The sequence below is a fragment of the Arthrobacter sp. B2I5 genome (assembly GCF_030816735.1).
Taxonomy (GTDB): domain Bacteria; phylum Actinomycetota; class Actinomycetes; order Actinomycetales; family Micrococcaceae; genus Arthrobacter.
The window spans coordinates 1,617,341-1,636,734 of record NZ_JAUSYF010000001.1; the positions used below are offsets into that span (position 1 = coordinate 1,617,341).

The following is a 19,394-nucleotide window of genomic DNA, read 5'->3' on the forward strand; positions in this document are numbered from 1 at the left end:
ATACGTCTCACCGGTCGAGCCTGGGAGAGTCAGTAGACCCTCTAGTAGCTCTCGGGTCTTTGGTACATCTAAGGAAGGACGCTCAGTCATGACTGCATGTCCTCGATCACCTGGCTATGTATCAGCGCAATGTCACCGATGGCCTGGTTGAGCGTCTTGTACTTCCCCTGCTTTACATCCAGGAAGATGCCGTAAACCTGCTCTTCAAAGGACAGCGCGGTGCGCTCCCGGTACGCCTCAGCATCTTCAACAGCTGGTGCTTGCTGGTAGAAGTTCGGTACATCTGGTCGGCTACCTTGTGGCGGGTTGGTCCTCAGCCCTTTGTCCCAGGCATCCCATTCTTTAGCTCGTCGGATTGCAGAGGCGGTCATGCCGCCGACAACACCGCGATCAGGGTAAGTGCGCTGGAGCGCTGCTTCTAGGCACTGGGGCTGGATGACGCAGCGGGCACATATGGCTTTGGCTGTCTTGGCTAGGAACGGATCTTTGCTGGCATTTGAGTCGAAGTACTTATCGGCTACGCCAGGGGCGAGATCTGTACAGGCGCCACCTTCGAGGTTTGGGTACTTATCAAGCGACATCACCGACCCTCAGTAGTTCAGGGTTTTCGTAGATGCTGCCGTAGACACTGAACAGTGCATCTTTGAAGAAGCACAATGGCTCCCAGCGACCATGAATCATCCGCACAGCCTCGTAGACCGGTGTGCCATGCTTCTGGCTTAGGTTGTTGTACTCGGTACCTATGCGGACGATGTCGTCCTCGTAGATCTCCGTGCCGTCCTCAGTCTTGAAACCCGTGTACTGCATGATTTTCCAATTACGGGCGTCCTCGGGAAGAGCCGTGCAAACCTGCTTGTCTTCGGCGTTGTACCAGTTTCGGTCACACAAGCCTCGATAGAGCATCTGCTCGCCGTCCCACGCTCTAAACTTGATCTCTCTCATATCACCTCCTTGGTTACTTGTTTTTTGCGTTTGTACCATTCCACTTGTCTCCGCTTTATTTTCTCCTCATTGCGTAAACGGTAAGCGCGATAATAGACACTTAGACGAAGCTTCTGATCTTCTGTGAGCGGTTTTCTCGGACTGATCAGACGCCTCGCTCGTTCGTAGTGGAGGCTACAGAGAGTCTTGGCTCTCTGTTCTTTGTCGCATCCCGCCATGGTGCATGGAGGCTTACTCACGCTGCATTCTCCTGGTCATCTTTATGACCCTTATAGACAAACCGCCACAGTCCGTCCTTTTCTTTCACGCTGAGTATGTCGTGGCCTTCAGCTCGTAGCTCGTGAATCCTGGCGCCGTACCTGAAGCAGATCTTGTTGAGCTGGTGGTTGGTCGCCTGGCCCTCTGTCTTCAGAACCTTGAGTATCCGAGCGGTGTGGCTCAGCTTTGGTGCTGGCTTTAGTAGATCCAGGAGGCTCATACGGACTTCCTTACTCGGAAGGTGCGCTCATAGTTCTTCGGCTGGATGCGCTTCCCGTTCTTGATTAGCTGGACAAAGCCCGCGGTGCCGGTTTTGATCTGGTACTCGTCGTAGGCCTTCACCAGCCGGAGTGGTTTACGACGGACGCTCATGGCATGCGGCTCCACACGATCACTGCTAGTAGGACGCCGATCAATGTCAGGATGCAGCCGAACACTGCGCCGCGTTGGAAGTCGTTACTCATGATCGGGTGCCTTCACCTTTCCACCGAAGCCCATTTCAGATTTTGGCTCGACGGCCGCCACGATGATTCTCAGCAGTTCGCTGGCAACGTCGCATAGCTCTCTGGTTTCTGCAGTCGCTGCCATGTTCCTTATGGTCCTGATGCGGATCTTGAGAGATCCCACTTTCTCTTCAGTCATGCCTTTGCTCCGCGAAGTGCCAGACGGTCGCGCCGATGATCATCGCGATGCCGTACCAGATGGACAGCAGCAGGAGGACGACGAGGCCGCAGATGGCGAGAGCTGATGGTCCTGGGCTTAGTTCTCGATTCATATTCAGTTTTCCTTGACGGTCAGGCCGTCGATTACTTCTTTTCTAAGTATTTCCGGATGGCACGCAGGTCGCGCTTGATCTGGTTCTGCTCTTCACTTGTGAAGGCGTTGTCATCCAGGATCAGTCGACTCGCCAGGCGGGCGGTAATAAGCGGGATGACAAAGAGCACGGTCACGCCCATCAGGACGATGCCAACGATTCGCCCTCCGAGACTCGTCGGGAACATATCGCCGTAGCCCACGGTCATCGAAGTCACGACAGCCCACCAGACGCCGTCCCATAGGCTCTTGCCTTCGAAGACTGCATAGAGGACCGCCGCCGCGAGCAGTACAGATCCAAAGATCAGAAACAACTCGCGGAAGGTGTCCGTGGCAGCCATGATGTGCTTGCCGGTAGAGCTCATGACTAGAGGCTCACCTTTGGTGCCGTCGCTGCACCACTATCGGCCTTGAATAGTGCTTGCTGTTTGTAGCCCCACCAGCCGGCGAACATGTTCTTCGGCCAACTCATGATCGAGACGTTGTAACTCTTGGCAGTGATGTTGTAGTCAGTGCGCGCCTTGGCAATGCCGTCTTCTGTGCCGGTGAGTTGCGTCATCAGGTCTTTTACTGTCCCATTGCTCTTCAACTCAGGGTAGTTTTCGGTGATCGCAAGGAGTCGGCCAAGCGCTGATTCCGTCTGGCTAGCAGCTTCGGCCCGATCGCTCGAACTGCTGGCGCCGGCATACTTACTGCGGGCATCTGCCAGTTCACCGAAGACCTTTTGCTCTTGACCTTGCGCCCCCTTGACTGAAGCGACTAGGTTGCCGATGAGGTCAAGGCGTCGCTGATATTGCGTCTCTACCTGTGCCCAGGCGTTGTCGACCTCGGCCTTTGATGAGACTAGTGAGTTGTAGTTGCCTGCGAACACGAGTCCGACGATGGCGATAAGGCTGAGCGCAACGCCCGTGATGATTGCTGGCTTATTCATATTTAATTGTTCCTTGCTCTTCCTGAGCGTTAAATCTTTTATGTGCCTCCGGTGGCTCCCGTACGTTGGACTTTTTACGATGACGTAGCCTGCTAAATCGGGGTTAGTCATCACTGTGCCGTTCTCGATGCCTAGGAAGTCGAAGTACACCTTGTCGCCGCGTTTTATGTTGGCGGTCTCACCATCCATAGCGCGGCTGCTCCTTGGTGGTGGCTTTGTTCACGACCCACATCACGCCCCAGATTGCGGCGGCGATGAAGATGATGATCAAGATCCAATTGAAGACGGCCATACCGTCAACTTCCTTGCTAGGGGTGGCGACCATTTGCTTGTTGTCCGGCTGCACCACCGTTGCGTTGTCGTAAGCGGGGGAGTGCTGGCTAAACAGGTAGATCCACGGGAGGTAGTCGAGACCCGAATGTTGTGGGTAGTAGACGACTGATCCCTCAGGTGCTGTGTAGCCGCTGCGGAATTTCGGGGTGTATCCATCAGCACCGACGATGCCGGCCTGGTTGCTGTACTTCCCGTTGCTTGGCTTAGTGGAACTGGTCTTGATTGTTTTGCCGCTCGACGACCTGAAGCTGCCACCGGCCTTGGTCCTGCTCGTGGTGGAACTTCGGCTGGTGCCGGATGACGAGCGTGAGGACGATGAACGCCCTGCCGAGCTGGAAGCTCTACCGCCGCTAGCGTGGCCACCGCCACCGCCCTTGGCTAGATAAATAGCGTTTTTCATTCATTGGTTCTTCTGACGGGTAACCGTCGTTACTTGCTTATGGTGGGTCCCCGCCCGTTCAAGACACCGCCGGGCGTAAAGTGCTAACAGTTATTTATTTAGCGGCGGTGCTTGGAACGAGCGACGATCCAGGGTGTGGATAAGTCCCCGAACTTATCGCTCTATGCGTCGTCTTTGACAAGAAACCCGAATCATATGTCTCGTAAAGAGCTATGCAATCAGCCGGTGTACCTGTCAATAACATTTGGGTCAATTTTGGGCGTTTGACTTTCCGTAGTCTCATGGTCTTGCTAGTGAAGACTTACTAACAGTAGTAAGCGCCAAAAGTTCGGGCCTTGAAATAGACATTGGACGCTCCGGAGATATGCGAACTTATCGCCTTGTGTCATAATGACGGCAAGTTATGCGATATAGAACTTTCGATGGTGACGAAGTGCTGGCCTACGCACAGGCCGGCTATTCCGCGCCCCGCATCATTGAGACACTTGGTCTTAGCGTGGGGGAGCGGACTATCCAGAAGTACGTAGCTGCTCACTTCGGCAAGCGTCCGACGATCAAGAGCGTTGAAGCTTATGATCCAGTGCGTGCTCGCGTCGTTGCCTACATGGTCGCCAGTGGCCTCAACGAGTATTACTGCTCAAGCTGCCACCGGCGCTCTAGTTATAAAGGTGCGATCAGGGAGTTACGCCGCAGCGATAGTCTCGGTGACCTGGTGTTCGTCTGTAGACGGTGTATGACTGTCGCTGACCGGTGACTTCTTTCTGCGTCGGCTTATCCGTCCACCCTTTGCCCCGGCGATCCTGGCAAGCTCTGGGTTGGCTGCGAAACCACCAGTGCGTGATATTCGGCCGCCTTTGGCACCGTTCTTGCGGTAAAAGTCTGGATCTCTTGCTAAATTCTTCGCGGCGGCTTTCCGTCCGCCTTCAACAGTTCCGCTCATGCTTCTTTCTTCCTCCAAGGGAGCTTGAAGGTAGACTCATCGATCCGCTGTACCCAAGTAGACATGCGATTGATCAGACCCCGGACAGACTTCAATCCTTGCTTGAGGCCGGCTACTTCTTCCTGGAGTTTCTGTACTTTACCGACCAGGGCGAGAACCTGCTGCAAGTCTTCCTGACTGATGTTGATAACGATCGGTTCTACTGTTGGCGTAGGTTCTTCTACCGGAGCTGCTGGTAGGGGGACGACGCGGACGCCGAGTTTCGCCCTAGCATTCTTCGCTTCTTTACGGGCGATCCAGTTCCTCCAAGTACCGGCCCTGCGGATATCAGCCACCGTTCGTGGCTTTACTCCGTTTGCCTCGGCAATGCTGTTGATATCAGGGTTGGCTCCTCGCAGCTGGGCGCTGATGGTATTGAAGAGCTGGGATGTCACTGTCTTTGATCCTCTTGCGGGCATGTTAGTTGTTCTCCGTGGCTTGCGCCTTCTTAGCTGCTACTCGTGCCTGCTCACCTGATTCTGTCCGCTTGACGCGTTCACGAATGGCTGCTGACTGCTCGGGATTAGTTGAGCGGATTCCTTTAGTAGTGAACTTATGATCAACAACTTTGCGTCGGGCTGCTCCTCTGTTAGCGGGCATCAGCCGTGTTCCAAGCTGAATGAAGTGACCTGTCTGCGACTCAGTGAACTTTGCACGTTCTAGCTCGCCCTGTCCGCGCTTACCTTCTTGGCGGTTCTTCCAATATGCTTCTTTTGTAAGTGACATTTAGTTGTTCTCCGAGGTGTCAGACACCTCCTTAGTGAACCAATCTTCTGGAAGCTTCTCTTCGCCTCGTTCGAATCGGTCCATTGCTTCGTTTAGTAGTTTTAGTTCCGGCGCCTTGCAGTTTCCGAGCAGTGGCTTCTTCGTCACCGTACGGATGAAGGCCTTGATAGTGGCGTTGTCTTTGAAGCCCATGGCTAGGAGACGCTGCTGCACTTGCTCAGTGCTATCTACCGGTATGTCTTCGGGAGTGTCAGGTGCTTCGCTAACGGCGATGGCTCGCTGCGTTGCGATGACTTCTTTAGCTCGGGCCGAGATCACCATGTTGAGCTTGTTGATGGCTACGGTGGCGTGGTCGGCTGTCCTAATCGACATCAGTCGCTTCGTCACTTCTTCTTCGGGATATTTGAGATCCCGGCAGAGCGCGACTATCTGGTCGATTTGCTCCTGGGTAGGAGCCGGCAGGTGATTGCTCGCCTTGTTGCCGTCGTCATCTTCGTCCTTAGCGGATAGGCCGAGAATGGCCATGACGGTCTGTCGCTTTGTGTAGGTCAGTGAAGAGCCGAGTCCCTGGGGATCTTGCTTGACGAGTAGCAGCTCTATATCGGACTGCATGCTCACGCCGGTCTCGTGCACCAGGACAGTGTGTAGATAGTGCTTGCCGTTGAAGGTGATCGGCCACTGCATTAGTCCCAGCTTGTTCTTAGCGAGCAAGGGAAGAGCGGTATCCATCACTTCATCGAGTGGGGCATATGTGTTGTTAAAGTGACCATTCTTGGCGGTCTTGCCCATCGCCTTTACCTCTAGCTGAACTTTCACGATTGCTGCTGCTATTGCTGCAGGTATCTGCATGTGGGTTGGGCTTAGCGCCTGGACGGTCTCGGGTGAAACGTCTTTGTCAGTTTCGGCCATAGGCCTCCTTTCTTCTTAGAGTTTCGGTTGCTTGGCTGCTTCCTTTGCTTCGGTCTTAGCTATAAGGGTGTCTACGCGCTCTCCGTACCACGGGTTACTGGCTTTGAGTCCTTCGATAAGGAGGGTGGCTAGTGATGCCTTGGTGTGGAGGCGCTTCTTGAGCTCTTTGAGAGCCTGTAACTCTTCCTTGCGTGCTTTACCTGAAAAGGGTTGCAGTTCCTTCCTGCCCCACTGAGCGGGGCGTCGTTGTGGTGTGTTCATATAGATGTACTCCGTTAGCGATGATTGATACCTCGTTTAGATGTGATTGTTGATCGTCATACAGACGCATGGCCGCTAGAACGTATGAGAGCTGGTGTATATGGCAGGGTCTAGAAAACCAAGGTGACTTAGAAAATACCACTCGCCACCTCTCGGTGATATACACTCAGCACTGCTACGCTCTAGCTGACGATAGAAAGGCTATTGGGAAACTGCTCTCTGTGTGCACCAGATGTTTGACCCTCACCGTACTTATATCGCCATGTTGAACATACAAGGCAGGGATTTGCCGAGTCAGGCTCATGCTCACACTGCCCTCAAACTCGTATAGTCACCCTGCATAGCACTGCGTTATGCCGCATCCTTGCGTCGCGATATCTGCTGCGTCTACCTATTCCGCCACTTGTATGTTCATGTGCCCGCACCAGGTAGTTGTTAATCAAAAACGTATCCTTCCAGATCTGTTATTAATCTCTGATACGGCCATGTATCTGTACGACTTGTGAATGTGCTTCAGGTGAAGTAGCTGTCGAGCCTGGACAATTGTTTGCTCCGCTTTCGCCTGGCCTAGACTATGAGGCATGTGGTTATGAAAGTCAATACTTTTATTTAGCATTAGCGTTGTAAATTAGTATTATCTTCTTTTGGCTTTAGAAACGTGCTTAAATAGGCGCAAATGCAGTATGTTCTAACCGGCCTTCAACCATGTCCATCGAGGCACCCCTAACGTGGCGCTGACCAGCCACAACACAGGGTTGCGCGCCGCAACTAAGCGCCCTTACGCTTCCAGCATGCAAATTGCCTCCCGCGACCTGGCCATCATCCGCCTCGTCGGACGCTTCAACCAGGCCTCGGCAACCCAAATTGCTGCTGTGAATTTCTATGAAAATGCCTCAAAAACCGTACAGACTCGCGTCCTAGCTCGTCTGACTAAAGACAAGTACTTGGCTCGGATCAACCGCCGGCTTCCTGGTGGGCCCAAAGGTGGCAGTCCTCAGTACGTCTACCAGCTGGGACCTGAGGGATGGCGTCTCTTTACCCGCAAGCGGTGGCCTGGGCTCTATGCGGTGAACTACCACAGCCTGGCGATCATGGATGCCTACCTGTCCGTACTGAACCTAGAGCGCCAAGGGCTGGGGACTATTAGTAGCTATCTCACGGAGCCGGAAACCCACAGCGTTATCGCTGGGCAGGATTTGCGCCCCGATCTCCACATTGAATTTGCCGTAGAGGGCAAGGGGACGCTCGGCCTGTATATAGAGGTGGATCTCGCCACGGAGCGCCGTAAACAGCTCACAGAGAAGATGGAGCGGTACTTTCAGGCATGGAAGCACGCAGAGCTTGAGAGCTTCCCTCTCATTGTGTTCCTAGTGCCGGATGAATACAGGCGAGCGGAAGTACAGCGGATCGTCAACGGCGGGGGAGAGGAATGGGTGCAACTATTCCATGTGCACGTACAAGACAAGTTCGAGGATTACCTCTGTAAGTTGATTGCTTAGCGTTGTATTTAAGACTTAAGAAAAGTATGTACTTTTTCTACAGAAAAGAGCATAATAAAAGAGTAAAGATAAACGAGGAACAATCACAATGACACAAGCTGAATACAAGCTATTTGCACTAAATACTGCCGCTGAAAGCATCTACGGGCTGGAAGATGCTGCAGATCTCTTCTATAAGGTGTTTACCAGAGAATATCTAGTGCTGCTATGGGAAAACTTTTGCGTATACACAGATGAACGCATGACTACCGCTTCCTACGATGATGAGGTTTATGACGCTTTGGCACGTCATGGGTACTGGGGAGAAGCCGTATAATGCGCTACGTCACCACAGACACCAAGACTGGTGCAATAGTTGCAGAATCTAATCGCCACCCAGCACTTCAATCACTTAGACCTATCTCTAAGCGCCGCACAAGCCGCCCTACAGCCTGGGACGATGTGAGAAGCCTCCTAAGCCGTGCAGATCCGCTGGTGCTGGTCATAGTCACCAGCATCGTGTTCATCTTCATTGCCTACTAGTTCCAGCCATAAGAAAAGACCTGCCGACAATCACGTAACGGCAGGTCTTTGTAGTTTGAGGATGAGTCATGTCCCTGCGAGAGGATATGCTCTGATCTTTTAGGATGGTTGGAAGGTGCGGCCGTGCTACAAACGAGAAAGTAGCTGGTATGCCTTCACTATGAATCAATCGTTCTGTCTTGGCAAGAACAAGCGCTTCTTTTTCTCTGCGTCCTTGAGGTCCTGAGCGATGGCAGAAGCCGGCCGCGGGATGACTAACGCCGGCACTTTGATGGTGCGGAATAGTGAGAGCTCTTTTTGTTTCGGTGGTTGCATATCTGGATTATGGCTTATTGTCTCATATTTTGCTAGATATCAAATGATCGTGGTCACACTTTCCCATTGACTCGGATCACTCTTTGCCTCATAGTGATGGCTGATAGCAGAGACCTTTTACACCTCTAGCGATCAAGACCAACATAAGTAATTGACGTAAGGGGTTATATTTGATTAAATAGGACTGTAAAAGGTCGCCCCAATCCGTCAGGAAAGGGGTTTTTCTTTGTGCAAGAAGACCTATATGCCCTCCTGAAGTACAGGGTCCTCGAACAGCTGGATGTATCTATAGCTGAGTACTTCTACCTTGACATGGTCCACCAGCTCTCTCACAACCGCTGGTGCACTAAGTCTGTCGAGGAAGCCGCCAAACACATGCGGATAACTTCTCGCGGGCTGCAGAAGATGAGAACGCGGCTCATAGACGCCGGCTACTTGCGCCGGAATATCAAAGGGCACTTGAAGACTACGGATAAGTACTTCGACATCGTCACGGCGAATCGGGGGGTGAACAAAGTTCGTAGGGGGGTGAACAAAGTTCCGCCAGGGGGTGAACAAAGTTCGTACAAGAATAACAATAGAATGACAGAGAATACAGGAGCTTCCGCGTCTGAGGTTTTGAATCGCCTCTACAAGCCAAAGCCAACCGTGCTGCCTCGCTATGTAGTGGATGAGAGAGCCTGATGCCGATCCTTGGTGTATCGGGTAGGACGGTCGGACGTGTAGCCGTTCAGCGGTCAAAGGCTAGAACCATCAGAAAGAATAAGAGGTCAAAGCAGCGGGTTCTCCGGCTAAAGGAGAACAATCCGGTCCGCGACTATCAGGCATATGTACTGGCGCTTGAGGACGGTATGTACTAGGTGGGCGTCACAGCCAGGAGCAGTGTTGAGAAGCGGTTTACCGAACACCTCAGGGGTAAGGGCGCCAAGTGGAGTTCTCTCCATAAGCCCCTGCGGATTATAGAGACTCGTAGGATTGGACTAACGGAGTCTTAGCAAGGCGGCCGAAGTAGAAGATGCGATGACCATTGAGTACATGAAGACCTATGACATGTATCGGGTGAGAGGTGGCGGACTGTGCCAGGTTGATCCTCGCCAACTGGTATCGCGCTACAACACCGTCTCACGAGCTAGAACCGTTGAACCAGGTTCTAATTTTTACGATCCGATTTATGAAGAGCTTGCTTGGCTGCGCCAGCAGGAGTGGTGACGAGCAGCTGGTGTTCCGGTCGGGGAGGACTCCTCTATACTCCGCAGCTCTCAGATGCTTTCGTACGCCCACTTAGTCACGTTGAGGGTGATTACCGCCCATGCAGCAAGCAGTACAAAGTAGATTAGACCCCATCCAGTCATCATCAGGACGCCAACCCACTTTGGAATGACGTGTTTCTTGATCCACAAGATGATTTTTCGGGAGAGCATACCGAGGGGATACACCACAAGTGCTGCGCCGGCAAAGACCAGGAGGACAGCCAGGACTTTTCGGAGGTCCGGGATGCCCAGGAGGCCGCTAGCAACGGCGACAATGTAGCCGATCAGCAGGACTACCAAACCAGAGACTGTCCTTGTCGCTACGTCGCGCCAGAACTTCTCGTCGTGCCACCATTCAAGGGGCCACTGCCAGGCGCGGGCGGGCGCCTTTTCTTCAGTCTGCTCAGTCACCCATCCAAAGTACCCTTCTTTTCTGCTGGCCCAACATCATCGCTGACAGTACTAGGGAGTTACCGTAGCTTCACCGTTGAAGTGGGTGGACCGGTTTTCTTCGAAAATCTGCAACCTCGGCGCCTTTATCTGCCTAGCGAGCAGCGCGTTGAGGACTGCTTCATTCGCTTCGATCAATCTTTGGTGAGCACTTGCACCCAATCGGATTGCAATAAGGACTATAGCCAGCATGGTGAGTATTGCTGGAATGGCTAGACCCTCGTCAAAGAATCGAATCATCGTTACGAGGGCGACAAAAAGTATCGGAAGGATGACGGCAGCTCGGAAATCACTTTCTGTTTTGTTTTTATCGTACTTTTCGTAAATTTTGTCCTTTTCCGCGTGAAGCTGAACAGCCAGGAGATCTATTTCGGTGACGATCGAAACGTAAAGATATTGATGAACTGAACCGAACAGAGGGGTTTGCCAGATAGGAAAGCCCTTCTGCAGGGGAGGGTTACCTGGACTTTTCTGGTCGTACTCCTCGAGGAGATATGGTTTCACGACCTGAAGAATATCTCTCGGTGTCCAGCCCCTGTTTTCGGCGGCCTCTTGCAGAGCGTTTTCGATGTGCTCATTGAGGCGACGTGTGGTGTCCTCGGAAGTTGTGTTCGTGCTGACCTGAACGTTGATATTACGTTTGATCTCAAGCAGGAACCGTATGGGTTCTCGACTCGGTGGCGCCATTTCTCTTACTTCCTGCACAACCAAGATCAAGAACATGGTCACAGCGTTTAAAGAGAGCACGAGTCCGATCAAGTACCCCAGGAAGGCAACGAGGCCGAGCGTCGCTGGTGCCCCAAGATAATCAATCAGTTGGTGAATGTTGCCAGCAAGGGATTGCCCAGGGCCAGCAGCGGCGACTTCATTGGCAAAGATCAGCCAGAAGCCAAACAAGATGATCAGGCCGGAAGCGAGCGGAGCTTTCAGGTCCCGCAGTCCATCGAGAAGGTTGATCATCGTGCGCTCCTACGCTCGTACCACCCCTGTAGGAGACGTATTATCGCACAGAAAAGCCAATAATAGTATTGACTTTTAATAACCATAAGAGTATAAGTAAGGGCAGAACATAAACAAGGAAGAACAAAATGAACAACACTTTTACGATCAAAGACTATCGAAACCCCAGCAAAGTCCGCTTCGCTCGTATCAAGTAGTTTGCCGGGCGAGTGCTGGCCGCAAGTAATATGTCTGTCTTGCTGCTGGCACTGGCCCTACAAGCCAAAATCAACATAACGCCCCAAGTGGGCAAGGCAAAACAATCACATGTCTAAAGCAACAACCACACCAACAGAGGCTCGTCCACAGGAAATCAAAGCACCTAAGACCCTCATGGTCCGTGAAGTAGTCCCTTGGTTCATCGTAGCCATCATGACCTTCGCAGTAGCAGGCACGATCACTGGCTGGTTCATCCATAGCAACGTAGCTATCAGCAATCAGGCATCCATTGCAGCAGCGTCAAAAGACGGTCAGTAGTCACAGCCGCCACGACTACTAAGCCCATCCAGGCGGAAGCAGTAATAGAGCCCGTACAAGCGGCTCCCGTTGCAGAAACGGTAAATGAGCCGGCTCAGACAGTAGAAGCACCTCAGCCGGCCTCTCCTGCGGTCACAGACGCAGAAGCGGAAGCGAAGGCGTTCATCTACTCCCACGAGAGCAGCAACAGGATCGATGCGATCAACAGCGCCGGATGCAAGGGACTAGGCCAGGACTGTAACGGAGAGCTAGAGGCTGAGTGCCCTGACTGGCAGACCAACTACGCGTGCCAGGACGATTTCTTCACCAGCTATATGCAGCGCAGATACAAGACCTGGTCAGCTGCCAAAGCTCACTGGTTAGCCCGCGTACCTATCAATGGTAGCGACGTAGGGAATTGGTGGTAGTTATCCACAGCTACATACATAAAAGTATTTACTTTTGTAGCAGAAAGAGCATACTAAGGACAGATAAATCTAAACGAGAACAATCACAATGACAGACTTAGAGTTTGAACAGTCAATCACTATCGAGGACGTAAGGCAGGTGCTGCTGGAGGCGTCATCATGAACGATCCTGAACTATTCGAGCTATGTAAGGAAGTGTATAAGCGGATTGGGTGGGCCGGCACGGTAGAAAGCTACTACAGCGAGTACGACTCTAAGACTCAGGAGCACTCGAATGTAGTCATCCTCGATGAAGGAACATGGGCGGAAGCAACCGGAGTAAGTAGCAGCGCGATCTGCCCGCTCTACACCTCAGACTACCTACTAGAGAAGCTGCCAAAGAGCCTAACCACCATTTACGGCAAGGCATATCCGCTGTCTCCGCTAGTAATGGCATCAGGTGACTATTACTACGCAATGTATAAGCATGACATGACTGGCCCTAACAGTGCAGAGACGACTTTTGAAGTCGAAGCCGACACTCCACTCAAAGCCCTCCTAAAGCTCACCATCGCCCTAGCCGATGCGGGGGAATTGAAATGAGCGGGGAGATCAAGTTCAGAGCTTGGGACAAGGAACTGGGCCGGTGGGCTGAGCCAGTCCTGCATCCCGGCGCCCTTCGATATGGGCTAATCAAGCCATCATGTACCCAGGAGCTCGTGCGGTACACCGGCCTCAAAGACAAAAACGGTGTGGAGATCTACGAAGGGGACATTGTTCTATGGCCGAACCAGGGCGAGTACAGCTTCACCGCCGAAGTGAAATGGGATCACCACAAGTACTTCATGGACATGATCACTTGGAACGACACGGCCAGCTTCGACGACCAGGATGGTCCTGAGCTGGAAGTCATCGGCAACATCTACGAGAACCCTGAACTGCTGGAGGCTCAGTCATGAGCCCCGATCTACTACACCTCTACGCCATCGGCATCCTGACCCTCATAGGCCTGGGCATCTTCATCGCCTTCATCTTCGCCTCGGGGCTGTTCCTCCTGGCGGTCGCCGACGGACTCATACTTCTCTTCGGCGGACTGATACGTCTCTACAACTGGATTGCTCAGAAGCACGCGGAGAAGACGGTATGACAGCCGGAAAATCCCTAGCGATAACAATCAGTGAGTCGACGCTTGCTTTTCTGCAACGAACCGCTCGTGAGCTAGAAACTCAGAACAACCGGCATACAGCCACACCAGTATTCCGCATCTACGAGGAGATCAAGGTGGAGAAGCGCGATGGTTGCGGTGACCACCTGGAGCGTCTTGACTACGAGGGGGCTGAGGATCACTACTGCTCCCATTGTAAAGACCTACTCGGCGAGGAAATGGACTTCGATAAGCTGCCGTCAATCGGCGAGGATGGCTGTGACTGCAATTACATTGACGAAGCACATTGGACCTTCGATGTGGAGCTACTTCCTGCACAGGGAGGCTACGACGGCGTCGCGTTCCTTACAGAGAAGGCAGCGCAGGAGTATCTGGAGTCGAACAGCTATCACTTTGACAAGGGTGTCGTGTATGCCGAAAGCGCCTTCCGGAATCACGAACTGAACGCATTGATCGAGGCGATCAAAGAGATAGGAGAGGTCTCGGCATGATCTCCCCAATCACCCCTGGCTACACATGGCAGAGTGCCTAATCACTCGCCCCACAGGTAGGGTCTGATTCAAACAATCAAACGCTGACAAATGGGGGACCGTGTACAGGGCGCAAGTGGTCTGTAAGGGCTGTGAAACGACGTTTGAGTCTCACCAAAAAAGCCGGCTCTTCTGTTGTTGGTCCTGCAGAATGGCTTACCGATTCGCGAAGCTCGGAACATGCGTCCAGTGCAAAGAGCAGCTGCCCATTGAATACTCAATCGGCCTGTACCGCAGTGAACCAGGCACACCCCTAGGTGACTTCCCGGCCCAGCATGTCGCATGCCGGGCGCTTTTTCTCGAAGAAGTGGGACGGGAAGATGACTGCCGATGCGCTGAGTGCAAGAAGCGGAAAGATATCGCGGATGCACTGCCGAAGAAGGGGCAGCGGCGCGCTACGTTCCACGGCAAGCACCGTCAGACCGTCCTTGAAAGAGACAACTTCATTTGCCAGATCTGCGGCCTCCCTACTGATCCTGAAGCCAGCCCGTCTGCAGACCTGTACCCAACTTTGGATCACGTCATCCGCGTCATCGACGGGGGAGACGATGACCCGGACAATCTAAGGACGGCTCATAAGTGGTGCAACACGACCCTTAGCGCGACTATCATGTTCGGTGAGGATTATGTACGCGAGCGAGCACACGCCAGGTTCGGCCAGCAACAGGCTTAGCCTGCCCCCTGACCACTGATGCTCTTCACGCTTTCAGGCATAGTTGCACATCCGTCAGGCCCGGAACGCGTCAGTGCATGATCTGACGCTTTATCCGTGATGCCAACAGTCGCGACTGCACCCTCCCAGCCGCCAAGCCCTTCAAGCTGCTTCGGCACCCAGTAGTTGGCGGCACCATTGACGTACTCCCACACCAAGCTGTCAGCTTCCTTATCCAGCACGATGCCACCACCTTCCATTCGGCGTACGCGATTCGGTAGCGGGAGAACGCCCATCAGCTGCGCCGCCTCGTTCTCGGTCATCTTGTACGGGGCGTGGCCAAAGTAGTACCAAGTCGCCGCGCAGATCCCGTAAAGGTGGGGACCGAACTGCGCGTAGTTCATGTAGAGCTCCAGGATGCGCTTTGGAGGCAGTGTCAGGCTGAACTCCGTAGCGAGGCCGGCTTCCAGCCCTTTCCTGAATCCGTCTTGGTCGGGCCATAGAAAAATGTTCTTCACGAGCTGCTGAGGAATGGTCGAGCCGCTGGGATCTGGCTTGCCCTCTAAGTAGGCGTTGACTCTGGCGTTGAAGTCGTTGATATCGAAAGCGCCTGTCCGTGTGCCGAGCTGCTGATCCTCATGGGCGATAGCAGCACCCAGGGCAAACCGGCTGATGTTGTCAATGGACACCTACTGGTAGGCGATCGGCTCACCGTCCCTAAGCATGTAGGACGTGCGCGGGGGAGCGAACCAGAGGAAGGAGACAGTCGCCAGCTCTGTGATGACGATGAAGCCGACGAGGAGTTTGAGTACCCAGAGAAGCGCTTTCATTGATGTTCCCTTTAACGAGAAATACCCCCTCGGGAATTCGGGGGGAATTAGCATCAATTTTACGCTTGTGGGTAATGTTTGGCTATGTAGGGAATTTTCCGAAGAGCTTTATTCGGCGATTTATCATGGTGCTTTTTTGAGTGTAAACAAAGTCATTCAATGCCGGGAAGAACCTTGACGGAACCCGTGAAGTCAAAGGCCACTGGCACCCTTCCAGTCTTCCGGTTTCACCCGCTTGATGTTTGAAGAGTGCGCCCAACCCATGTGGTACTTGCCGGAAGAGTCCAGCCATTCAATCAGGCCGTAGGTGTGCGTCCAGGCAACAGCCTTGCCGTAGATCCCGCTGACGTAGACCAGAGGCCTGCCATACTTCGGAAACTCTCGGATCGGAGCCGGATCGTCTATCGGCCGGCTCTGGTCGGCCTCTAGCCTGGCCATCATGCGTTCCATGTCCTCGGGGGAGCCTGACTTGATCACGAGCCAATCTTAGAACATATGTTCGAATCACGCTGACTGTCGGATCTAACCGGAGAGCAAGGCTGCGGAAATGTCACCCCCTCTCGTTACAGTGAGGAAGCCAGCTAGTTAGCGCCTTATTAGGGGGACCCATTGTCCGAAGTTGAATCGCTCGCTCAGTCCAAGACCGGGCTGCGTCACCTTCAACTGATTTCTGCTCTCACCGACTACGAACACCTCGACGGCAATCGTCAGGTCGGTGTTGGAGCATTGTTTACCGAAGCCAAGGAACGCGGTCTGCCGCGTCAGAGTGTGACGGGGGACCTACACGCGCTTCAGGAACGCGGCTGGCTCTGGTTTGAAGCACCGCCTGCCGGCATCCAGACTGTTGTCTTGAATCAAACTGGTGTAGACGTGGCGGAAGAGTTCAAAGAACTACGAGCGAACCCCAGCCGCCGTGCCCGCCGCCTCCGTGACGACGTACTCAACTGGCTCTACGAGCAGGATATAAGCGGGGGTCATGTCTCAGGCATCAGCGACTTTCTGGAATCGACCAGCAACGACTACCTGGGCGGCAAGTACTCACAGGAAGAGCTTTACCGGGCAACCAAGTGGCTATTGGAAGAGGAATACATCACGGGCCACAAGGCATCTGGCGGTGAACTGATCCGTCCGTCCGTTACTACAAAGGGAACCCGCGTAGTAGAGGCGGAACAGTCGGTGAACAAGGCGCTCGATTCAGCCGGGATCGTTAGGACAGAGGTCAACATCACTGGCTCGCAGAGCGTCAACGTCGCGATCGATAGCTCCAATGTCACGCAATCGAACTCCATGACCCAAGGGCAGATCGAAGTAGTGGAGCGGATCATCGGCTCCGTTCGGGCGATGGTGAACCCGTTAGTCATCGGTGTCTCAGAGGAAGTGACTACTGAAGCCCAGGTTGTCGCGAACCAGGTAGAAGAGGAGATCCACTCTCCAGCTCCAGACGGCGGCAAGGTCAAAGCGCTGCTGCTGAAGCTGGCAGAGCTTGCTGCTACTGGAACCGTCCAGGGTGGCATCGATGCCTTGAGCGCCATGATGCAGCAGGGCATCGCTGGCATGTAGAAGGATGTCTTTACTGCTCTCCTTTGGTCGCGCGGTGCGTCATGTCTGAAGCAGGAACGCCGCGCGGGTAAAGTCATAGAAGCTGCGCTGGGAGACCCATCATGGGACCAGCGCAGCTTCGCTGATTTTTGAAGGAGACCTGTGGCACACCTCGACACCTTGATCGATAGGATCGCTGATTCAAAGCTCAGGAGCGAGATCCAGGAACAGATCAACAAGCTTGCGGCCAAGACTAGCTTTGGTCTGGTGTTCGAAGAGCATCGGCCTGAAACAGTAGCGCTGCCCGGCTTCGAGGTAAGTCGTGGAGGCAAAGTGGCTTTCAAAGACAAGTCTCGAGCGGGAATCTGGGTCGTCACGGAGATTGCTGGCAACAAGGCCACCTTAATGAACCAAGACGATCGTAAAGAACGTGTGGCTGCGACCTTAGATGAGCTGGTGGTTATCCGGGAGTTTGGCGATCCCATCTACCCTGGCCTTAAGTCAGTGGGGAGAGTAGAAGGTGGCGGAGAAAAGCCTTTTCATACTGTCATCAACGCCGAGAACCATCATGCCTTGGAGATGCTCCAGTACGTTCTTGCTGGCAAAGTAGATCTCATCTATTTGGACCCCCCGTACAACACGGGAAATTCCGAATGGAAGTATAACGACAACTACATAGCCGACGGCGACGATTATCGTCACTCTAAATGGCTCTCGTTCATGTCCAGGCGTCTAAAACTGGCCCGAAAGCTACTGACCCCTAGCGGACGCTTAGTTATCAGCATAGGTTCCGACGAAGTCCATAGACTGGCTCAGCTGTGTGAGGAAGAGTTCAAAGCCCATGCCGTGCACACAATTACGGTTCAAACGAGCGGCGGCAAGTCATCGGGCGGTTTCAAATATCTACATGAATATCTCATCTTCGTCGTCCCCAAGGATTTCAGCCCGGAGGTAATGTCGTTTACTGGCGGCAATACGCGTACGCCGTTTGAGGCTCTGACACTGACTACGTTCAAGAAGACGAATCGAGCCAACCAGACCTACCCCATTTACGTAGACATAAAGACGGGCAACCTCGTCGGGGTTGGCCCTTCGCTTGAGGAGCGCATCAAGTCGGGGGCATATACGGGCAGCAAAGAAGACTTCCACTATGACTTCAACGAGAGTCCTGCCGGCTCAGTATGTGTTTGGCCCATCTCCCGGAAGCTGGAGGAGTGCGTATGGCGACAAAGCCCTAAGCGTCTCTTGCAAGACTGGGAGAAGGGGTACATCCGGATTATCCCAAATGAGGTAGAGAATCACCCCAACGCTTTTAGCATCCAACACCTGCCAGCTGGAGTCATTAAGAAGGTAGTGAGTGGGGAGCTCGAGGTTACGGGCAAAGTTGCCGGTTCTCCAACCTTGACCTTTGGCGAGAATACGACTGAGGGTATGGCGGTGCCGACGATTTGGCAGGAGAAGGATTTCCGCACTACTCAAGGCACGGCACAACTCGAAACTCTGTTGGGCGATAAGCGATTTCCCTATCCCAAACCAGTGGGTCTGGTGACGGATGTAATTAGGAGTTGCTTGCAGAGCCGATCAGGCATCGTACTCGACTTTTTTGGCGGATCTGGTACCACCGTGGAGGCCATCGCTCGGCTCAATCAGGACGACGGCGGGGCTCGACAGTGTTTCCTGGTCACTAACAACGAGCTGGCAGAAGGAGACGACGCACGTTTGCGCAGGGCTGGCTTTGAACCGGGCAGCCCGGAGTATGAAGCTAACGGGGTTTTCGAGCATGTGACTCTGCCTCGTCTTAGGGCCCTGACATCAGGGTTACGTTCCGATGGGACGGAAACCACGGACGCAGTACCAGCGAACGTGGAGTTCTTCAAGCTAACTTACGAGGACAGCCATCTTGTCAGACTAGGTCGCAGATTTGAGGCGATTGCACCGATTCTTTGGATGCGCGCAGGTGCACAGGGCGAGCGTATAGATCAACTACCCGAGACGGGTTGGTCAGTGCCGGCTTACGGCTACTACGGCTTGCTAACCGATATCGACCAGTGGGAGCCGTTCGTAGAGGCAGTCAACGCTCGGCCGGAAATCCGCTCCATCTTCATCGTGACCGACTCCCAAGCTGAGTTTGAAGCGATCAACGTGCAGATCGATCAGAGGATCGACTCGGTTCGTCTCTACAGCGACTACCTTCAGACTTTCGAAATCAACACAAGGCAGGGCTAAAC

At 53.5% G+C, this 19,394-nt stretch carries 31 protein-coding genes; 12 read left to right on the forward strand and 19 right to left on the reverse strand.

Features of this window, described 5'->3' with window-relative positions; translation table 11 throughout:
* Positions 1-86: 86 nt before the first annotated feature.
* From QFZ60_RS07685 to QFZ60_RS07750, 14 genes are all read right to left on the reverse strand, one after another.
* Positions 87-581 (reverse strand): WhiB family transcriptional regulator, encoded by a 495-nt coding sequence (locus QFZ60_RS07685; protein ID WP_307089481.1) that lies wholly within the window; start codon positions 579-581, stop codon positions 87-89.
* Positions 571-942 (reverse strand): YopX family protein, encoded by a 372-nt coding sequence (locus tag QFZ60_RS07690; RefSeq protein WP_307089483.1) that lies wholly within the window; start codon positions 940-942, stop codon positions 571-573. Before QFZ60_RS07690 ends, QFZ60_RS07685 begins: the two co-directional genes overlap by 11 nt.
* Before the next feature lie 235 nt (positions 943-1,177).
* Positions 1,178-1,420, reverse strand: a complete 243-nt coding sequence (locus QFZ60_RS07695; RefSeq protein WP_307089484.1) for a helix-turn-helix domain-containing protein — start codon at positions 1,418-1,420, stop codon at positions 1,178-1,180.
* Positions 1,417-1,572 carry a hypothetical protein gene (locus QFZ60_RS07700; RefSeq protein ID WP_307089486.1) on the reverse strand — a complete coding sequence of 52 codons (156 nt, stop codon included), beginning with the start codon at positions 1,570-1,572 and terminating at the stop codon, positions 1,417-1,419. The genes QFZ60_RS07695 and QFZ60_RS07700 overlap by 4 nt, the downstream gene beginning before the upstream one ends.
* Before the next feature lie 84 nt (positions 1,573-1,656).
* A complete protein-coding gene (locus QFZ60_RS07705) occupies positions 1,657-1,842 on the reverse strand; it encodes a hypothetical protein (protein ID WP_307089488.1) in 186 nt (61 codons plus the stop codon).
* Positions 1,835-1,975 carry a hypothetical protein gene (locus tag QFZ60_RS07710; protein ID WP_307089490.1) on the reverse strand — a complete coding sequence of 47 codons (141 nt, stop codon included), beginning with the start codon at positions 1,973-1,975 and terminating at the stop codon, positions 1,835-1,837. The genes QFZ60_RS07705 and QFZ60_RS07710 overlap by 8 nt, the downstream gene beginning before the upstream one ends.
* A gap of 31 nt (positions 1,976-2,006) precedes the next feature.
* Positions 2,007-2,378, reverse strand: a complete 372-nt coding sequence (locus QFZ60_RS07715) for a potassium channel family protein (RefSeq protein ID WP_307089492.1) — start codon at positions 2,376-2,378, stop codon at positions 2,007-2,009.
* 2 nt (positions 2,379-2,380) lie between these two features.
* Positions 2,381-3,133 (reverse strand): LemA family protein, encoded by a 753-nt coding sequence (locus tag QFZ60_RS07720; protein ID WP_307089494.1) that lies wholly within the window; start codon positions 3,131-3,133, stop codon positions 2,381-2,383.
* Positions 3,123-3,677, reverse strand: a complete 555-nt coding sequence (locus tag QFZ60_RS07725; protein WP_307089496.1) for a hypothetical protein — start codon at positions 3,675-3,677, stop codon at positions 3,123-3,125. Before QFZ60_RS07725 ends, QFZ60_RS07720 begins: the two co-directional genes overlap by 11 nt.
* Before the next feature lie 682 nt (positions 3,678-4,359).
* Entirely contained in the window at positions 4,360-4,617 is a 258-nt protein-coding gene (locus tag QFZ60_RS07730; protein ID WP_307089498.1) for a general stress protein, read from the reverse strand.
* A complete protein-coding gene (locus tag QFZ60_RS07735) occupies positions 4,614-5,051 on the reverse strand; it encodes a hypothetical protein (RefSeq protein ID WP_307089499.1) in 438 nt (145 codons plus the stop codon). Before QFZ60_RS07735 ends, QFZ60_RS07730 begins: the two co-directional genes overlap by 4 nt.
* Positions 5,052-5,076: 25 nt before the next feature.
* Positions 5,077-5,382 (reverse strand): hypothetical protein, encoded by a 306-nt coding sequence (locus QFZ60_RS07740; RefSeq protein WP_307089502.1) that lies wholly within the window; start codon positions 5,380-5,382, stop codon positions 5,077-5,079.
* Entirely contained in the window at positions 5,383-6,291 is a 909-nt protein-coding gene (locus QFZ60_RS07745; protein WP_307089504.1) for an ERF family protein, read from the reverse strand.
* A gap of 15 nt (positions 6,292-6,306) precedes the next feature.
* Complete coding sequence (locus tag QFZ60_RS07750) at positions 6,307-6,552, reverse strand: hypothetical protein (protein WP_307089506.1); 246 nt, start codon at positions 6,550-6,552, stop codon at positions 6,307-6,309.
* A 728-nt stretch (positions 6,553-7,280) separates the two neighbouring features.
* Between QFZ60_RS07750 and QFZ60_RS07755 the strand changes: the two genes are divergently transcribed.
* The 4 genes from QFZ60_RS07755 (at position 7,281) to QFZ60_RS07770 (ending at position 10,097) form a co-directional block, all read left to right on the forward strand.
* Complete coding sequence (locus QFZ60_RS07755) at positions 7,281-8,051, forward strand: replication-relaxation family protein (protein WP_307089507.1); 771 nt, start codon at positions 7,281-7,283, stop codon at positions 8,049-8,051.
* 88 nt (positions 8,052-8,139) lie between these two features.
* Entirely contained in the window at positions 8,140-8,367 is a 228-nt protein-coding gene (locus QFZ60_RS07760; RefSeq protein ID WP_307089509.1) for a hypothetical protein, read from the forward strand.
* A gap of 749 nt (positions 8,368-9,116) precedes the next feature.
* Positions 9,117-9,572: a hypothetical protein gene (locus QFZ60_RS07765; RefSeq protein ID WP_307089510.1), complete on the forward strand. Its 456-nt coding sequence runs from the start codon at positions 9,117-9,119 to the stop codon at positions 9,570-9,572.
* Positions 9,573-9,908: 336 nt separating this feature from the next.
* A complete protein-coding gene (locus tag QFZ60_RS07770; protein WP_307089512.1) occupies positions 9,909-10,097 on the forward strand; it encodes a hypothetical protein in 189 nt (62 codons plus the stop codon).
* A gap of 50 nt (positions 10,098-10,147) precedes the next feature.
* On the opposite strand, the gene QFZ60_RS07775 is transcribed toward QFZ60_RS07770, so the two are convergent.
* A complete protein-coding gene (locus QFZ60_RS07775) occupies positions 10,148-10,549 on the reverse strand; it encodes a hypothetical protein (protein ID WP_307089514.1) in 402 nt (133 codons plus the stop codon).
* A gap of 51 nt (positions 10,550-10,600) precedes the next feature.
* Complete coding sequence (locus QFZ60_RS07780; protein WP_307089516.1) at positions 10,601-11,548, reverse strand: hypothetical protein; 948 nt, start codon at positions 11,546-11,548, stop codon at positions 10,601-10,603.
* 306 nt (positions 11,549-11,854) lie between these two features.
* Here QFZ60_RS07780 and QFZ60_RS07785 point away from each other — a divergent pair, with 306 nt between their 5' ends.
* From QFZ60_RS07785 to QFZ60_RS21650, 6 genes are all read left to right on the forward strand, one after another.
* On the forward strand, positions 11,855-12,064 hold the full coding sequence (locus QFZ60_RS07785; RefSeq protein WP_307089519.1) for a hypothetical protein: 210 nt from the start codon (positions 11,855-11,857) through the stop codon (positions 12,062-12,064).
* A gap of 566 nt (positions 12,065-12,630) precedes the next feature.
* A complete protein-coding gene (locus QFZ60_RS07790; protein ID WP_307089521.1) occupies positions 12,631-13,053 on the forward strand; it encodes a hypothetical protein in 423 nt (140 codons plus the stop codon).
* Positions 13,050-13,409: a YopX family protein gene (locus QFZ60_RS07795; protein ID WP_307089523.1), complete on the forward strand. Its 360-nt coding sequence runs from the start codon at positions 13,050-13,052 to the stop codon at positions 13,407-13,409. The genes QFZ60_RS07790 and QFZ60_RS07795 overlap by 4 nt, the downstream gene beginning before the upstream one ends.
* Complete coding sequence (locus tag QFZ60_RS07800) at positions 13,406-13,597, forward strand: hypothetical protein (protein WP_307089524.1); 192 nt, start codon at positions 13,406-13,408, stop codon at positions 13,595-13,597. Before QFZ60_RS07795 ends, QFZ60_RS07800 begins: the two co-directional genes overlap by 4 nt.
* Positions 13,594-14,106, forward strand: a complete 513-nt coding sequence (locus QFZ60_RS07805) for a hypothetical protein (protein WP_307089527.1) — start codon at positions 13,594-13,596, stop codon at positions 14,104-14,106. Before QFZ60_RS07800 ends, QFZ60_RS07805 begins: the two co-directional genes overlap by 4 nt.
* Before the next feature lie 190 nt (positions 14,107-14,296).
* The gene (locus tag QFZ60_RS21650) at positions 14,297-14,818 is read left to right on the forward strand and encodes an HNH endonuclease (protein ID WP_373427668.1); all 522 of its coding nucleotides are present in this window, start codon (positions 14,297-14,299) and stop codon (positions 14,816-14,818) included.
* Here the strand turns inward: QFZ60_RS21650 and QFZ60_RS07810 are convergent.
* The 3 genes from QFZ60_RS07810 to QFZ60_RS07820 form a co-directional block, all read right to left on the reverse strand.
* Positions 14,815-15,486 (reverse strand): biosynthetic peptidoglycan transglycosylase, encoded by a 672-nt coding sequence (locus tag QFZ60_RS07810; RefSeq protein ID WP_307089529.1) that lies wholly within the window; start codon positions 15,484-15,486, stop codon positions 14,815-14,817. The two genes, QFZ60_RS21650 and QFZ60_RS07810, sit on opposite strands and share 4 nt — an antisense overlap.
* Complete coding sequence (locus QFZ60_RS07815) at positions 15,487-15,627, reverse strand: hypothetical protein (RefSeq protein WP_307089532.1); 141 nt, start codon at positions 15,625-15,627, stop codon at positions 15,487-15,489.
* 192 nt (positions 15,628-15,819) lie between these two features.
* A complete protein-coding gene (locus QFZ60_RS07820) occupies positions 15,820-16,104 on the reverse strand; it encodes a hypothetical protein (RefSeq protein ID WP_307089534.1) in 285 nt (94 codons plus the stop codon).
* Positions 16,105-16,236: 132 nt separating this feature from the next.
* Here QFZ60_RS07820 and QFZ60_RS07825 point away from each other — a divergent pair, with 132 nt between their 5' ends.
* Both QFZ60_RS07825 and QFZ60_RS07830 read left to right on the forward strand, forming a co-directional pair.
* Positions 16,237-17,187 (forward strand): hypothetical protein, encoded by a 951-nt coding sequence (locus QFZ60_RS07825; RefSeq protein ID WP_307089535.1) that lies wholly within the window; start codon positions 16,237-16,239, stop codon positions 17,185-17,187.
* A 141-nt stretch (positions 17,188-17,328) separates the two neighbouring features.
* Entirely contained in the window at positions 17,329-19,392 is a 2,064-nt protein-coding gene (locus QFZ60_RS07830; protein ID WP_307089537.1) for a site-specific DNA-methyltransferase, read from the forward strand.
* Positions 19,393-19,394 lie beyond the last annotated feature (2 nt).

Bases quoted from the DNA above. Each gene is read 5' to 3' on its own strand.
- QFZ60_RS07685 (WP_307089481.1), bottom strand. From the start codon at position 581: ATGTCGCTTGATAAGTACCCAAACCTCGAAGGTGGCGCCTGTACAGAT.
- QFZ60_RS07690 (WP_307089483.1), bottom strand. From the start codon at position 942: ATGAGAGAGATCAAGTTTAGAGCGTGGGACGGCGAGCAGATGCTCTAT.
- QFZ60_RS07695 (WP_307089484.1), bottom strand. From the start codon at position 1,420: ATGAGCCTCCTGGATCTACTAAAGCCAGCACCAAAGCTGAGCCACACC.
- QFZ60_RS07700 (WP_307089486.1), bottom strand. From the start codon at position 1,572: ATGAGCGTCCGTCGTAAACCACTCCGGCTGGTGAAGGCCTACGACGAG.
- QFZ60_RS07705 (WP_307089488.1), bottom strand. From the start codon at position 1,842: ATGACTGAAGAGAAAGTGGGATCTCTCAAGATCCGCATCAGGACCATA.
- QFZ60_RS07710 (WP_307089490.1), bottom strand. From the start codon at position 1,975: ATGAATCGAGAACTAAGCCCAGGACCATCAGCTCTCGCCATCTGCGGC.
- QFZ60_RS07715 (WP_307089492.1), bottom strand. From the start codon at position 2,378: ATGAGCTCTACCGGCAAGCACATCATGGCTGCCACGGACACCTTCCGC.
- QFZ60_RS07720 (WP_307089494.1), bottom strand. From the start codon at position 3,133: ATGGATGGTGAGACCGCCAACATAAAACGCGGCGACAAGGTGTACTTC.
- QFZ60_RS07725 (WP_307089496.1), bottom strand. From the start codon at position 3,677: ATGAAAAACGCTATTTATCTAGCCAAGGGCGGTGGCGGTGGCCACGCT.
- QFZ60_RS07730 (WP_307089498.1), bottom strand. From the start codon at position 4,617: ATGAGCGGAACTGTTGAAGGCGGACGGAAAGCCGCCGCGAAGAATTTA.
- QFZ60_RS07740 (WP_307089502.1), bottom strand. From the start codon at position 5,382: ATGTCACTTACAAAAGAAGCATATTGGAAGAACCGCCAAGAAGGTAAG.
- QFZ60_RS07745 (WP_307089504.1), bottom strand. From the start codon at position 6,291: ATGGCCGAAACTGACAAAGACGTTTCACCCGAGACCGTCCAGGCGCTA.
- QFZ60_RS07750 (WP_307089506.1), bottom strand. From the start codon at position 6,552: ATGAACACACCACAACGACGCCCCGCTCAGTGGGGCAGGAAGGAACTG.
- QFZ60_RS07760 (WP_307089509.1), top strand. From the start codon at position 8,140: ATGACACAAGCTGAATACAAGCTATTTGCACTAAATACTGCCGCTGAA.
- QFZ60_RS07770 (WP_307089512.1), top strand. From the start codon at position 9,909: ATGACCATTGAGTACATGAAGACCTATGACATGTATCGGGTGAGAGGT.
- QFZ60_RS07780 (WP_307089516.1), bottom strand. From the start codon at position 11,548: ATGATCAACCTTCTCGATGGACTGCGGGACCTGAAAGCTCCGCTCGCT.
- QFZ60_RS07785 (WP_307089519.1), top strand. From the start codon at position 11,855: ATGTCTAAAGCAACAACCACACCAACAGAGGCTCGTCCACAGGAAATC.
- QFZ60_RS07790 (WP_307089521.1), top strand. From the start codon at position 12,631: ATGAACGATCCTGAACTATTCGAGCTATGTAAGGAAGTGTATAAGCGG.
- QFZ60_RS07795 (WP_307089523.1), top strand. From the start codon at position 13,050: ATGAGCGGGGAGATCAAGTTCAGAGCTTGGGACAAGGAACTGGGCCGG.
- QFZ60_RS07800 (WP_307089524.1), top strand. From the start codon at position 13,406: ATGAGCCCCGATCTACTACACCTCTACGCCATCGGCATCCTGACCCTC.
- QFZ60_RS07805 (WP_307089527.1), top strand. From the start codon at position 13,594: ATGACAGCCGGAAAATCCCTAGCGATAACAATCAGTGAGTCGACGCTT.
- QFZ60_RS21650 (WP_373427668.1), top strand. From the start codon at position 14,297: ATGGCTTACCGATTCGCGAAGCTCGGAACATGCGTCCAGTGCAAAGAG.
- QFZ60_RS07815 (WP_307089532.1), bottom strand. From the start codon at position 15,627: ATGAAAGCGCTTCTCTGGGTACTCAAACTCCTCGTCGGCTTCATCGTC.